Origin of the sequence: Magnetospirillum fulvum MGU-K5 (genome assembly GCF_000442515.1) — a bacterium.
Classification (GTDB): Bacteria; Pseudomonadota; Alphaproteobacteria; order Rhodospirillales; family Magnetospirillaceae; genus Phaeospirillum; species Phaeospirillum fulvum_B.
Window position 1 is genome coordinate 14085 of record NZ_AQPH01000003.1, and the last position, 12493, is coordinate 26577.

Here is a 12493-nt window from a genome sequence, read left to right on the forward strand (position 1 = left end):
TCAATGCGGGCGCAACTGGGCGATAACGACGCAGGAATCATCGGTGCCCTTGGTGTTTCGCTGCAACAGGTCGAGGGCGAGGGCGTCGATGTCGGATGCGCCGGGATCAAGGCCGTCGAGGGACAGGCGGTCGGCCAGTCCATCGGTCCACAAGGCCAGGGTGTCACCGGGACGGCAGGGAAGGGTGAGCGGCGTCACCCGCCGCGACCCGGCCCCGACGATGCCGGGCATCGCGTCCAGCCGCTGGATGTGCCAGCCGATCAGGGCGGCACGGGTGTTGCCGATTGCTGCATAGGTCAGGCGTCCCCGCGAGGGGTCGATCACCGCGACGCCTACCGCCGCGCCGCGCGTCGGAGCCAAAGCGCGATGCAAGCCCTGGAACAGGTCGGGCAATGGCTGGCTGCGATGAGACCCCACATAGGCGATCGCGGCCTCGGCGGCCTGGGCTGCGTCGGCTCCGTGGCCCAAACCGTCGGCAATCGTCAGCAGCACGCCGGTTTCGGTCGTCCAGGACGCAGCCATGTCACCGCATCGTTCCGCCGCATTGGCCGAGGCCCGCGCGATGCCGACCCTCATAGCCATAGCCGGGCCACCACGCGGGTTCCGATGCCGGGGCTTGAACTGATCTCGAATTCGTCCATCAGCCGCCGGGTGCCGGGCAGCCCGCTGCCCAGGCCGCCATTCTCTGAGACGCCATCGCACATGGCGTGGTCGATGTCGGCGATGCCGGGGCCATCGTCGCTGGCCACCAGTTCGAGACCGACCCGGCCGGGCGCATCCAGCGGGGACAGGCTGATGATGCCGCCGTGGGTGGCGTGGAACACCAGATTGGTTCCCAATTCGCTGACGGCCGTAGCAAGGCGATAGGCGGCGGCGCGGCTGAAGCCCAAGGCCTGAGCCAGCGCCAACGCCGCCTGTCGGGCGTGCGAGATATCGACTTCGCGTGTCACCACGATCTCGATCTGGCGGAGTTTGTGGGCGGAGTCTGGCATCAGCGTGCCTTTCGCCGCATCGCGAGGGTCACCTGGGTCAGGCCGGGGCGTGATTCGATCGCCAGCGAATCGACCAGTTTCGCCGCGCCGGGCAGACCCATCCCCAGGCTGTTGCCGGTACTGAACCCTGGACTCATCGCCCGTTCGATCTCGGGAATGCCGGGACCGTGGTCGGTGACCTGCACGGTGATCCGATGATGCCCCTCTTCCTGGCAGGCGCTGATCTCGCATCGCCCGCCGCCGCCATAATGCAGGGCATTGCGGGCGATTTCGGAAATCGCGGTAGCAAGACGGGTCTGGTCGGCCAGCCCCAGCCCCAGCGCCGCCGCCGCCATCCGCCCGGCCTGACGGGCGCGCACCACGTCTTCGGGGGTGGCGATCAGGACGACACTGGAGGAATCAGTCCCGCGCATTGGCCGATCCTCTTTCGCACCTGGGGCGGTCGTCATCCTCGTCCCCGGTCGCATCAAGGCGGCGTTTCAGCTTTTCGACTCCTTGCTCGACGTCGAGGGCGGTGAGCACGTCATGCAGGTCGCGACCCATTTCGATCAGCGACAGCGCCACCATCGGACTCATGCCGGTGATGACCACCTCGCCTCCCATCAGACGCGCCATCCGGGCGGTTTCAGACAGAATCCGGGTCATGTAGGAATCGACCACGTCCAGCGCGGTGATGTCGAGCAGCACCCCCAAGGCCCGCGAATCGCCGAGCTGCTTCAGGATGTCAACCTGAAGGGTCAGAGCCTGGTCGTCGGTGATGTCCGACTGGATCGAGGTCAGCAGAATGTCGCCCAGGCGGAGAATGGGGATGCGCATAACGTCCTCCGTCACCCGATGGGCCGAATCTGGCACTGCAACAAACGCAAAGCTTCGGCGAACCCGGCCCGCAGCGTACCGCGCGTCCGCATCGTGCGCAGATCGACGTCGAGCTTGACCAGGGTCTGGGCCGCCTCAGGGCTGAATCCGGTGACGATGATCTCGGCACCCAGCATCCGGGCGGCAGAGACGACGTTGGTCAGGTGCAGCGCGACCCGCGTGTCGATCACCGGAACGCCGGTGACGTCAAGGATCGCCACCCGCGCCTGCTCGCGCGAGATCGCGTTCAGCATTTCCTCCATGATGTGCTGGGCGCGGGCGGTGTCGATCACGCCGACCAGCGGCATCATCACCACCTCGTCCCAAATCAGCAGCGATGGGGTCGAGATTTCCAGCATCGCGTCGCTTTGGCGGGTGATGATCTCTTCCCGGGCGCGCATGAAGGCTTCGAAGGTGAGAATCGACAAGCCGTCAATCACCTCGCTCAAGGTGGCGCTTTCCCGGCGCCAGCGGTCGGGATCGGCACTGTATTCGGCGGCGATCGCTGAATCGGCTGCCGCTTTTAGCCCCAGGATCAGCCGCCCGGTGGACGAGGGCGAATAGCCTTCACGGGCACGGCTGGCGCTGACCTCGATCATGTGTTTGGTCAGGTCGTGAAAGGTCGGAGCCTTGATGTCGGGGGGGCCGTCGCTTTTCAGGGCGCGGATCAGGCGTTCGAGCAATTCGCGGATCATCGGCTCGGTTTCGGAATCACCGTCGCCTGCTTCGGCCAGACGGTCGATCCACGCCGCGATGATCTTGTCTTTGTGCAGGGAGAGAACGTCACTCAGCGTTTTCATGGCAGGTCCTTTCCAATGCAGTGCAGCGCGTCCTTCATCGCGGTTTGCAGTTCTTCCGGATCGATTGGCTTCATCAGGGTCACCATCGCGCCTGCGGCCTCGGCGTCGTCGAGCGACCCGGCCAGCGACGTTTGTGGAGACCCTCCGCTCATCGCCACTACGGCCAGCGACGGATTGATGCTTCGGGCCTTGTGGATCAAAGCAAGTCCGCCGCTGCCCGGCATCCATACGTCCGAGAGGAGGATATCGACCCGCTCCGTCTCCAGCAGGCCAAGCGCTTCTTCGCCGCTGCTCGCTTCGACCACCTCATATCCGGCCCGTGTCAGCGCGCGGGATATCACCATCCTCACCACCGCCACGTCATCGACCACTAAGATGCGCATTATTTTGTCCCCTCTTCGTCGAAGAACAGTTCGACCGCGGGGCCTGTCGATTCCTGGAGGTCGATACCGTTTGCGGCGCGGTGATCGTCGCGCTGCGAGCTCATCACCGTGTCATTCAGCGCCTGTTCGAACAGTTCCTTGAACCGCGTGGTCCGGTCGAGCGAGCGGCGATCGCCCAGCATTCGGGCAAGATCGTCCATATGCTCTTCGAGCAGCAGCGACAGCCGGGCCAGGAACTCGGTCTGCTGCCGGGTTACGTCCTGGAACTGGAGCGCGGCCAGCATCCCCACCACGGGTTCAGCCGCTGCGGCGACGGCTTGGCGCAGGGACTCGATCTCCGCCGGGTCGGCTCCGTTCGCCTCTAGCCGTGACAGACCGGAGTCCAGCACCGACATTTCCGTGTCGATCCGGCGCAGGCCATGGGCGATGGTCAGGGCGGACTCCGCGCTTTGATCGACGATCCGCTCGCCTTGGGCCCGCATCAGTCGGGTAAAAGCGCGATATTGCGCCAGTTCGTCGGCGACCCGGTATTGGCGCAGCCGTGTTTCGGCGGCCGCCTTGCGTCCTCCCAGCCATAACCCGGCCGCCATCGCCGCCGCCGCCGCGAAACCGGCGACGGCCGGTCCGGGGCTGGGGGCGCCGAAAAGCTCGGCCGCTCCCAAGGCTCCCAGCATCCCTGCCAGGGTGGCCAAGGCTGCGGGGGGAATCTCGGGGGGCGGCACGCGCCGTCGGGGGGCCGGATCGGCGGGGGTCATGACGGCTTATCCATTGGGCAGGATCTGTTTGACGACTCTCAGCAGATCATCCGGCTGTACCGGCTTGACCAGCCACCCGGTGGCCTTGGCGGCACGGGCCTCATCGCGCTTGGATTGCTGGGATTCGGTGGTGACCACCAGGATCGGGATGAACTGAAGCCCGGCCATGACGCGGACTTTGCGGATCAGCTCGATGCCGTTCATTCCGGGCATGTGGATATCGGTGATGATCAGGCCCGGCTTCAGGCCCTTCTCCAACTGAGCGACGGCGTCTTCTCCGCTAGACGCCTTGGCGATGCCGTATCCGGCCTTGCCCAGGATCGTTTCCATACTCATCAGGATGGTAGCGGAATCGTCGATGAGGAAGATCGTGCTCATGGGGCGTCCTTTGCGTCCAGGGAAGGGGGGTGCCATCGCCACAAGCGGATCAACTCGTCGGCGAGCAGGAAATAGTCCATCGCGCCGCGCGATCGGGGCGCGAACGCGCGGATCGGCCGCCCGGCCGAGAACGCTTCGGCCAGCAGGATGTCGCTACGAATCCCGCGCAGCATCCGGTCGGGGCCGAACTGGCGGGCGATCTCGGCAAGAACGGTTCGGTGGTGGGTGATCCGGGCGTTGTGCATTACCGGCAGCAACCCGACCAGCTTCAGCCGGGGATTCTCGGTCGAGGCGATGCGAAAGAACAGGCGCGACAATTGCTTCACCCCCTCGCCGGACAGCGCGTGCGGCAACATCGGGATCAGCACGCCGTCGGCGGCGGCCATCGCGTTCATCAGCACGAAATCGAGCGAGGGGGGCGTGTCGAGGATCACCACGTCGAAGGCTTGCGTCAGTTCCGGGCGCCGCAATTGACGGGCCAGGGTGTCGATCGCCGCCGGGCCTTCACTTCCGTCGAATAACGGGTCGGCAGGGGCACAGAACAGCCCCGGCCAGGCGGTGGGGGTTGTCGCCGCCAGCAAATCGCCGCCGCCGGGTCGGAAGATGTGGTGGGCGGTGGCACCGCCGCGCGGGGCTGCGACGCCCAGGCCGAGGCCGGAATGGCCCTGGGTGTCGAGATCGACCACCAGGGTGCGCGCGCCACGCGCCGCCCATTCGGCAGCGAGATTGACCGCGGTGGTGCTCTTTCCGCTTCCGCCCTTGCGGTTCGAGACGGTCAGCACCCGCAGGCCGCTGGTCATGATTGCCCCTCGCCCAAGGCGGCGATCAGGCGGACGACGAATGGCTCGGTGGGCGGTACCGCCACCGGGCGGCCGCTGGCGGCCACCACCTGCAAGACGGCCGAATGAATCAGCGTGCAGGAGCCAAGATCGAACGCGGCATCGGGGATGGCCTGGACGAATTCCAGCAGCGGTAACGCCTCTTCGACGCCGCAGACGCCGTCCAGCACCGCCCGGCTCTCTTCGAAGCGGATCGGCATCACAGCAGCTCCTTCAGGTTAAGGACGAGCAGAACGCGCCCGTCGCCCAGCAGCGCCGTGCCCGCGTAGCCTGGAATGCCGGACAAGATCCCTTCGAACGGTTTCAAGATGATGTCCATTCCCTCGCGGAAATGATCGACGACCAGCCCGGTGACCGCGTTGCCGACGCGGACCACCAGAACAGAATCCTCCTGATCGTCATCGCCGAACCAGGCCGGTGGGGCGATTCCCAGCAGGCGATCGAGCCGCAGCAAGGGAACGATGGTGTCGCGCAGGACGAACGCCTCGGACTGCTTGAAGCGGCGGACCTGACTGCGGTGGATGCGGACGGTTTCGGCGATATGGTCCATCGGGATGCCGAACAACATCCCGCCTCCCGCCTCGACCATCATCACCCGGGTCACCGCCATGCTGAGCGGCAGGGACAGACGGGCGGTGGTGCCTTGCCCCTTGACCGAGGTCAGGGAGACGGTGCCGCCGGTCCGTTCGACCGCCGTCACCACCACATCCATTCCCACCCCCCGGCCCGACAGGTCGGACACCTGGGCGGCCGTGGAAAATCCGGGCAGGAACACCAGATTGACCGCCTGCTGGTCGCTCATCCGTTCGGCCTGTTCGGCGTCAATCAGTCCTTTGGTCACCGCCGCCTTGCGGATTTTGTCGGGGTCGATGCCGCGTCCGTCGTCCCTGACTTCGATGATGACCTGATCGCTTTCCTGGAAGGCGCGGATCAGCACGGTGGCTTCGGGGGCCTTGCTCGCCGTGACGCGGTCGTCCGGGAGTTCGATGCCATGATCAAGCGCGTTGCGGATGATGTGCAGCAGCGGGTCGCCCAGGACCTCGATGATATTCTTGTCGGCGGCGGTGTCCTCGCCCTCGATCACCAGCGAGACCCGCTTGCCCAGTTTGCGTGCGACGTCGCGCACCAAACGGGGGAAACGGTCGAGCACTTCCGACACCGGCAGCATCCGCACCGCCATGATCGCCGCCTGCATCTCCTGGGCAAGGCGGTCGATCACCGCGAACAGATCCTTGATCTCGCGGGCCATCTCGCGTGAGCCATGGACCGATTCGGCGCGACGGGCGAGGAAGGGCAGGCTGTTTTTCGACACCACCAATTCGCCGATCAAAGTCATCAGCGCATCGACCTTGGCCTGATCGACTTTCAGCACCCGGGGGCCGCCGGTCGTTCGTAGCTCGCCCTGCGCCGCCAGCCCCGTGTCGATCGCAGCGGCGCGGTGGACGGTGTCGTCCGGCCCGTCGAGCAGGTGGGCGAGGACGGCGAGCATTGGTCCCGGATTGGCCTGGGCGCGGGCGGACTCAACCGCATCGTCCCAGGATTCGAGGTCGATTTGGCGGACGGTTCCGCCCAGCACGTTGCTTACCGTGTGGGCGACCGAGGGCAGGCGAAGGGTGAACGCGTCGGGATCGAGGTCGAGGGTCAGGATCGTGCGCTGGGCGGCCAGGATGTCGCGGGCCAGTGGGGTAAGACGCGCCGCGGCTCCGCCCGCCGGGGAGGAGGCGGGAAGGGGAGCCGCTGGGGCCTCGGCGGAACCGTGGACCGGAGGGGGCGCGGCGTCAGCGGAGATGGCTGCTGTGCCGCGGGGTGGGACCGGCTGGGCTTGCCCCGTGGCCAGACTGGCGATCAGCGCTTTGGCCCAGGCCGGTTCGGGCGACGGCAGGGCGAGAACCGCCGCCAGCCAGCGCAGGGACGAGGCGGCGAACAAAGCGGGGGAGGTCAGTTCAGTCAGTGCGGCAACGGCGCGGCGCAGACGCTCCCACTCCCCCGCTTCAACCAGGGCGTCGGCCTCGTCGAGGAAATCGTCCAGCGCCAGACCGCCATTGGGGGCACCGGCGGGCCGGATCAGAAGGTGCGGCGGAACGTCGCCCAGCCGGGTCTGTTCGATCACGTAACGAAACACCGACTCGACCGTCTCGGCCGAGGTCGAGGCCAGGGCGCGCAGCCGCAGAACGCAGCGATAGGGGTCAAGAGAGGCCGAATCCGGCCAGGGCTCGCGCGGACGAATCTCCAGTCCGTGCAGACCGGGAATCTGCCGCAGCAGATTGACCGGGTCTTCGCCGCTGAAGAAGCAATCCTCCGCCGGTTCGTACTCGATCGCCACCAGTGGAGCGCCGGTTCCCCAGGCGCGGAAGGCGTCGAGCCGGTCGGCCTCGGGCAGGTCAGGGACCCAATCGATCGACGCGGCGGCTACGCCGGGGGCTGAATCCGGGGCCGGGGCGGGACCGGCCGGAATCGGCAGCAGGGAGCGCAGATCGGCCGTCATCTCGTGCGATAATCCATCCGCACCGGGGCCAAGAGTCCCGTCGCTCTCGATATCGTCGATCCAGGCCGCGACCCGGTCGAGCATGTCGAGCAACAGATCGACCATCTCCGAGGTCAGCGATAATTGACCGCCGCGCACCGCGCTCAACACGTCCTCGCCGGCATGGACCAGCTTGGCGAAGGCGGGGAAGTCGAACAGTCCGACCGATCCCTTCAGGGTGTGGACCGAGCGGAACACCGTGTTGATGATGGTTTCGTCATCGGGAGATTTTTCCAGCGCCAGAAGACCCGACGCGGCGGCTTGGAGCAGCTCGCGGGCTTCGGCGACGAATCGCAGCAGAAGCGGTGTGGTCATGAGCGCCCCCCGGCCATCAACCGCGCCAGTTCGGTCAGGGCCTGGGGCGCGACGGGTTTGACCAGATAGAAATTGGCCCCGGACTGGAAGGCGCGGGTGGCGTCGTCCGGTCCGGCTTCGGTGCTGACGGTGACCGCCGGGACCGAGCGGATCGCCGCCTCGCTGCGGATCGCCCGCAGCAGGGAATAGCCGTCCATCTTCGGCATGTTGATGTCGACGATCAGCAGGTCATAGGACTGGGCCACGGCCTTCTCGTAGCCTTCGACGCCGTTGGTGGCCTCCTCGACCGTGAACCCGGCCGCCTCGAGCACGGTGCGGTAATAGAGCCGCATGGTGATTCCGTCGTCGATCACCAGAATACGGGCTCCGCTTGCTTGAGGTGTGGTGTCGCTCATGGCGTTCATTCCGCTTTCGACGGCTTTTGATAGACAATCGTGTCCTGGAACTTGCGGGGGATAAAAAGCGAGGTCATCCGGCTCATGCTTTCCGAATGACCCAGGCAGACGAATCCTCCCGGAGAAAGCAATTCGTAGAACATTTCGACGGTTTCGCGCCTCGCCACATCATCGAAATAGATCAGCATGTTGCGGCAGAAGATCACATCGACGTTGCGGAAGCGGCGTGTTTGCATCGGGTCAACGACATTGACCAGAGAGAAGTCGATTGAATTGCGCAAATCTTCGCAAATCTGCCAGCTATCTTCCCCCCGGCTAAGAAAATATTTAGATAAAAGGGCCGGGGGGACGCGCTGCAACGAGCGCGCGCCATAAAGTCCCGTCCGCGCTTCGTTCAGGATGCGGCTGTCGATGTCGGAGGCGTAAATCTCGATGTCCCAATTGTCGGCCTGGTCCCAGCGCTCCAGGATGCTAAGCGCGATCGAATACGGTTCCTCGCCCGACGAGCAGGGAATCGACCAGATACGGATCGGGTCGCGCTGAGAGCGGTTGTGGGTTCGGGCGGGCAAAATCCCTTTGACCAGAGCTTCGAACTGATAATCTTCACGAAAGAAATAGGTTTCGTTGACAGTCATCGAATTGACGAGATGTTGAAGCTCCTCGCCCGATGCCTGGAATCTCAGGAATGTGAAATAGTCGCGGAATGACTCTGTTTCTGTTTTGTCTATTCTGTCGGCAATTCGTCTTTCGACATAATATTTTTTTGTGTCTTGAAACTGAATGCCTGTCTTGCGATAAAAATACTCGCAGAATTTGGCGTATTCGTCTTCGGTAATGGTCGGGGGCGAGCGGGGCTGACGGGCGGAGATGGTCATGGTCAGCCCCCCCGGATGCGGCGGATTGTCGTGTCGATCGCGAAGGTGAGGAACGGTTCGTCGCCAAAACGAGTCCGCAGCGCCTCAAGCGCCTCGATCGCGTCCGGGGTTCCGACCTCGGCCAGGGCATCGACGGCGGCGGCGCAGACATTGACGTGTGGTTCGTGGCGCAGCACATCGACCAGCAGGGCCGGGGTTTCGGGATCGCACAGGGCTCCCAGGATGTTGACGGCGAAGATGCGGACGTCACTGTCGGGATCGTCGAGCAGATCGCGGACATGCGGCGTGACCGTGCCGCGCATCTCCTGCAACGCCTCGATCGTGCCGTTGCGCAGGGCGGCATCGTCGCTCCGCAGGTGGACCAGCAGCCGGGCCACCACCGCCGGGCTTTCCTGGCGGATCAGCACGGTGAACAGCACCGCGCGAACCGAAGGACTAGTTTCGATATCGAGACGATCGCACAGGGCCATCGCCGCCTCGGGGTGGCTGGTGAGCGCCCGCGCCGCGCCGCGCCGAACCGCAGGCTCGGGTGAGTGCAGGTTGGCGAGGAGCGAGGCGCGATCGTCGCCGGGCGCAGCGGGCAGGGATTCCGGCGGTGCCGACGGTTTTGCCCTAAGCAAGGCCATGGCGTTTCTCCCGCGAGCCGGGCAGCCAGGACAGAAGCTGCGCGGTGATCCGGTCGCAGGGAAGAACCAGATTTGCCCCGCCCCGTTTGACCAATTCGCCCGGCATGCCCCAGACCACGCTGGTCGCCTCGTCCTGGGCGATGGTTCGTCCTCCCTTGCGGAACAGGGTGTTCATCGCTTCGGCACCGTCGTCGCCCATCCCGGTCAGCATCACCCCGATCACCTGCTCGGCGGGCAGCGCGTGCATCGCGCTCTCGACCAGACGCGCCACGCTCGGATGCCAGAGATATTGCTCGCCCGAGGGCATCGGATTGATCACATAGCGGGTCGCCCGTCGCCCGATCACTACGTCCGCATCCCCCTTGCCGATGTAAACCACCCCCGCTTCCAGCGGCATCTGACAGGACGCCTCGATCACGGTGGCGGCGCAAAGCTCGTTGAGGCGGCGGGCGAAGACGCTGGTGAAGCTACCCGGCATGTGCTGGGCCACCACCACCGGCCAGGGAAAGTCGGCGGGAAGGCGGGGAAGAATTTGCTCCAGCGTGCCCGGCCCTCCGGTCGAGACCCCGATCACCACCACGCCGAAGAGACCGGGGTCGGAGGAGGGAAGGGCGGCAAGGGGGCGCCGCTCGGTCCGCGAGTTGGTCCGGTCGCGTTCCGCGCGCAGTCGGCCGGACAGCCCGATCGAACGGCGGATGCGGGCGCGCACCGCGCCGGTGACCTTGGCGATGATCTCGTTCTCGATCCGGTTGACGTTCAGCGAAATGGTGCCTTCCGGCTTCTGGATGAAGTCGACGGCGCCGAGCGCCAGCGCCTGAAGGGTGATCTCGGCCCCTTCCTCGGTCAGCGACGACACCATCACCACCGGCAACGGGCGGCGGGCCATGATGTGCGACAGGCAGGTGAGGCCGTCCATTTCCGGCATGTTGATGTCGAGCGTGATGACGTCGGGGGAAAATGTGTCGAGCGCCGACAACGCCTCAACCCCGTTGCGGGCCAAGGCGACCTCGCACCCGGCCCGCTGCTCCAGGATTTCCCGAAGATGGCGGCGCATCAGGGCCGAATCGTCGACAACGAGAACTTTTGTCATGACCTTGCGTCCATCGCCGCCATCCTTGGGCGGGGGCGCCCGGTGACGCCCCCGTGCCGTATCACGCTTACCGGATCGTCTCGCCCATCGCCGCCAGCTCCCGGACGTCCAGCAACTGTTCAATGTCGAGCAGCAGGATCATCCGATTCTGGCGCTCGATGTTGGCGACACGGCGGATCAGCCGTTGCTGTTCGTCCGACAGCGCCGGAGCCGGTTCGATCACCGACGCGGGGATGCGGATCACCTCGGATACTGAATCGACGATGAAGCCGGTTCGTACCCCTTTGATGGTGTAGACCATGATCCGCTGGCGGTCGGTGCGGTCCATCGGCGGCAGGCCAAAGCGGCGCCGCTGGTCGACCACCGGCAGGACCACACCGCGCAGGTTGACGACGCCTTCGATGAAGTCCGGGGTTTTGGGCACCCGGGTCAGTTCATCGGGGACGCGGACGATCTCCTGCACGGCGTCGATCGGCACGCCGTATTCCTCGTTCATCAGCCGGAAAGCGACGAACTGTTCCTCGTCGTCTGCCGCAGTGGCGCGGCTCTGGGTGGTGTCGTCGCTCATCGGGCCCTGCTCCCCCTCCGCGTCGTGGGCGATGGCGCGGATGTCGCTGACGTTGAACATCTTTTCCGCTGACAGAATCGACACCAGACGTTGCCCCTGATTGAGGCGACAGATGGATTCGATTTCGCCCAGAGTGCCGCCGCGTGCGAGAAGCGGTGGCATCGGGTCGATCACCGAGCGGCCAACCCGCAGCACTTCCTTGACGCTGTCCATCACCACCCCGACCGAGGCGGTACCGCCGTCGAGGGCGATGACGACGATCTTGTTGGCGTCCGACACCTCTTGCGGGGGAAGGCCGAACATCCGCCGCAGCGAGACCAGCGGCAGCAGGCGGTTGCGCAACGTCATCACCCCCAGGACATGGGCGGCGGTATTGGGGACCTCGGTGATCTGTTCGGGGATCTGGACGATCTCCTGCACCCGTTCGATCGGCAGCGCGTATTCCTGGTCGGCGACGTCGAAACTGACCAGTTGGCTTTCGTCTTCAAGGTCGCTGCCAGGACGAGTGTCCTGGCGGTCGTCGCCCAAATCGCCGCTCCGGTCGCCAAGTCCGCTGCCCGCCGCGTTGGCGCGGGCGAAGGCTTCGAACTCGCGCGACACCACCTTGGCCGAATCCAGGATCATCACCATCGACTGGCCGTCCTTGCCCTTGATCATGCCGGTCAGAAGGTCGGTATCGACGGTGCCCTGGATCGATCCCGCCGCCTCGATCCGGCTGGATTCGACCGAGACGACGTTGGCGACCCGATCGACGACCAGCCCGACCGGGCGGCCCTGGTCGAGCACCACCACGCGGGTGGCGTCGTCATGCGCTGCCGCCTCGATCCCGAATACGTGGCGCAGCCGGACCACCGGCAGCACCGAGCCCCGCAGATTGGCCAGTCCTTCCAGCGCGGGCGGACTGAGCGGGACATGCACCACGTCCGGCATCCGGATGATTTCCTGGACCGCCGAGAGCGGGACGGCGAAGCTTTCCGCCGCGACCTGGAAGATCACGAACTGATGGGTTTCGCCGTCGTCGTCGCGCCCGGCCTGACCCACCGCCACGATATCGGGCGGAGCGTCAGGGGCGTCCAGCGTCTGTGCGATTTCGGACAT

The 12493-nt window shown here is 65.5% G+C and carries 16 protein-coding genes; all 16 read right to left on the reverse strand.

Annotation, left to right across the window (positions count from 1 at the left end; all coding sequences use genetic code 11):
* Positions 1 to 576, reverse strand: a complete 576-nt coding sequence (locus K678_RS01285) for a SpoIIE family protein phosphatase (protein WP_051185806.1) — start codon at positions 574 to 576, stop codon at positions 1 to 3.
* The gene (locus K678_RS01290; RefSeq protein WP_021130648.1) at positions 573 to 992 is read right to left on the reverse strand and encodes an anti-sigma regulatory factor; all 420 of its coding nucleotides are present in this window, start codon (positions 990 to 992) and stop codon (positions 573 to 575) included. Before K678_RS01290 ends, K678_RS01285 begins: the two co-directional genes overlap by 4 nt.
* Entirely contained in the window at positions 992 to 1405 is a 414-nt protein-coding gene (locus K678_RS01295; protein WP_021130649.1) for an ATP-binding protein, read from the reverse strand. Before K678_RS01295 ends, K678_RS01290 begins: the two co-directional genes overlap by 1 nt.
* The gene (locus K678_RS01300; protein WP_021130650.1) at positions 1392 to 1808 is read right to left on the reverse strand and encodes an STAS domain-containing protein; all 417 of its coding nucleotides are present in this window, start codon (positions 1806 to 1808) and stop codon (positions 1392 to 1394) included. The genes K678_RS01295 and K678_RS01300 overlap by 14 nt, the downstream gene beginning before the upstream one ends.
* Before the next feature lie 11 nt (positions 1809 to 1819).
* Positions 1820 to 2647, reverse strand: coding sequence for an STAS domain-containing protein (locus tag K678_RS01305; RefSeq protein WP_021130651.1), 828 nt, complete (start codon positions 2645 to 2647; stop codon positions 1820 to 1822).
* Positions 2644 to 3030 carry a response regulator gene (locus K678_RS01310; protein WP_021130652.1) on the reverse strand — a complete coding sequence of 129 codons (387 nt, stop codon included), beginning with the start codon at positions 3028 to 3030 and terminating at the stop codon, positions 2644 to 2646. The genes K678_RS01305 and K678_RS01310 overlap by 4 nt, the downstream gene beginning before the upstream one ends.
* The gene (locus K678_RS01315) at positions 3030 to 3785 is read right to left on the reverse strand and encodes a hypothetical protein (RefSeq protein ID WP_021130653.1); all 756 of its coding nucleotides are present in this window, start codon (positions 3783 to 3785) and stop codon (positions 3030 to 3032) included. The genes K678_RS01310 and K678_RS01315 overlap by 1 nt, the downstream gene beginning before the upstream one ends.
* A 6-nt stretch (positions 3786 to 3791) precedes the next feature.
* Entirely contained in the window at positions 3792 to 4163 is a 372-nt protein-coding gene (locus K678_RS01320) for a response regulator (protein ID WP_021130654.1), read from the reverse strand.
* Positions 4160 to 4963 carry a ParA family protein gene (locus K678_RS01325; protein ID WP_021130655.1) on the reverse strand — a complete coding sequence of 268 codons (804 nt, stop codon included), beginning with the start codon at positions 4961 to 4963 and terminating at the stop codon, positions 4160 to 4162. Before K678_RS01325 ends, K678_RS01320 begins: the two co-directional genes overlap by 4 nt.
* Positions 4960 to 5202 (reverse strand): hypothetical protein, encoded by a 243-nt coding sequence (locus K678_RS01330; RefSeq protein ID WP_021130656.1) that lies wholly within the window; start codon positions 5200 to 5202, stop codon positions 4960 to 4962. The genes K678_RS01325 and K678_RS01330 overlap by 4 nt, the downstream gene beginning before the upstream one ends.
* The gene (locus K678_RS01335; RefSeq protein WP_021130657.1) at positions 5202 to 7841 is read right to left on the reverse strand and encodes a chemotaxis protein CheA; all 2640 of its coding nucleotides are present in this window, start codon (positions 7839 to 7841) and stop codon (positions 5202 to 5204) included. Before K678_RS01335 ends, K678_RS01330 begins: the two co-directional genes overlap by 1 nt.
* Positions 7838 to 8236 carry a response regulator gene (locus K678_RS01340; protein ID WP_021130658.1) on the reverse strand — a complete coding sequence of 133 codons (399 nt, stop codon included), beginning with the start codon at positions 8234 to 8236 and terminating at the stop codon, positions 7838 to 7840. The genes K678_RS01335 and K678_RS01340 overlap by 4 nt, the downstream gene beginning before the upstream one ends.
* A gap of 5 nt (positions 8237 to 8241) precedes the next feature.
* Complete coding sequence (locus K678_RS01345; protein WP_021130659.1) at positions 8242 to 9111, reverse strand: CheR family methyltransferase; 870 nt, start codon at positions 9109 to 9111, stop codon at positions 8242 to 8244.
* A gap of 2 nt (positions 9112 to 9113) precedes the next feature.
* Positions 9114 to 9737, reverse strand: a complete 624-nt coding sequence (locus tag K678_RS01350) for a HEAT repeat domain-containing protein (protein ID WP_039851789.1) — start codon at positions 9735 to 9737, stop codon at positions 9114 to 9116.
* Positions 9724 to 10827, reverse strand: coding sequence for a chemotaxis-specific protein-glutamate methyltransferase CheB (cheB, locus tag K678_RS01355; RefSeq protein WP_021130661.1), 1104 nt, complete (start codon positions 10825 to 10827; stop codon positions 9724 to 9726). Before cheB ends, K678_RS01350 begins: the two co-directional genes overlap by 14 nt.
* A 67-nt stretch (positions 10828 to 10894) precedes the next feature.
* Positions 10895 to 12493: a chemotaxis protein CheW gene (locus K678_RS01360; RefSeq protein WP_021130662.1), complete on the reverse strand. Its 1599-nt coding sequence runs from the start codon at positions 12491 to 12493 to the stop codon at positions 10895 to 10897.

What these genes read in the sequence shown, in the direction of transcription:
- K678_RS01350 (WP_039851789.1), bottom strand. Translation starts at nt 9,737, where the DNA reads ATGGCCTTGCTTAGGGCAAAACCGTCGGCACCGCCGGAATCCCTGCCC.
- K678_RS01315 (WP_021130653.1), bottom strand. Translation starts at nt 3,785, where the DNA reads ATGACCCCCGCCGATCCGGCCCCCCGACGGCGCGTGCCGCCCCCCGAG.
- K678_RS01340 (WP_021130658.1), bottom strand. Translation starts at nt 8,236, where the DNA reads ATGAGCGACACCACACCTCAAGCAAGCGGAGCCCGTATTCTGGTGATC.
- K678_RS01305 (WP_021130651.1), bottom strand. Translation starts at nt 2,647, where the DNA reads ATGAAAACGCTGAGTGACGTTCTCTCCCTGCACAAAGACAAGATCATC.
- K678_RS01300 (WP_021130650.1), bottom strand. Translation starts at nt 1,808, where the DNA reads ATGCGCATCCCCATTCTCCGCCTGGGCGACATTCTGCTGACCTCGATC.
- cheB (WP_021130661.1), bottom strand. Translation starts at nt 10,827, where the DNA reads ATGACAAAAGTTCTCGTTGTCGACGATTCGGCCCTGATGCGCCGCCAT.
- K678_RS01330 (WP_021130656.1), bottom strand. Translation starts at nt 5,202, where the DNA reads ATGCCGATCCGCTTCGAAGAGAGCCGGGCGGTGCTGGACGGCGTCTGC.
- K678_RS01290 (WP_021130648.1), bottom strand. Translation starts at nt 992, where the DNA reads ATGCCAGACTCCGCCCACAAACTCCGCCAGATCGAGATCGTGGTGACA.
- K678_RS01285 (WP_051185806.1), bottom strand. Translation starts at nt 576, where the DNA reads ATGAGGGTCGGCATCGCGCGGGCCTCGGCCAATGCGGCGGAACGATGC.
- K678_RS01345 (WP_021130659.1), bottom strand. Translation starts at nt 9,111, where the DNA reads ATGACCATCTCCGCCCGTCAGCCCCGCTCGCCCCCGACCATTACCGAA.
- K678_RS01335 (WP_021130657.1), bottom strand. Translation starts at nt 7,841, where the DNA reads ATGACCACACCGCTTCTGCTGCGATTCGTCGCCGAAGCCCGCGAGCTG.
- K678_RS01360 (WP_021130662.1), bottom strand. Translation starts at nt 12,493, where the DNA reads ATGTCCGAAATCGCACAGACGCTGGACGCCCCTGACGCTCCGCCCGAT.
- K678_RS01320 (WP_021130654.1), bottom strand. Translation starts at nt 4,163, where the DNA reads ATGAGCACGATCTTCCTCATCGACGATTCCGCTACCATCCTGATGAGT.
- K678_RS01325 (WP_021130655.1), bottom strand. Translation starts at nt 4,963, where the DNA reads ATGACCAGCGGCCTGCGGGTGCTGACCGTCTCGAACCGCAAGGGCGGA.
- K678_RS01295 (WP_021130649.1), bottom strand. Translation starts at nt 1,405, where the DNA reads ATGCGCGGGACTGATTCCTCCAGTGTCGTCCTGATCGCCACCCCCGAA.
- K678_RS01310 (WP_021130652.1), bottom strand. Translation starts at nt 3,030, where the DNA reads ATGCGCATCTTAGTGGTCGATGACGTGGCGGTGGTGAGGATGGTGATA.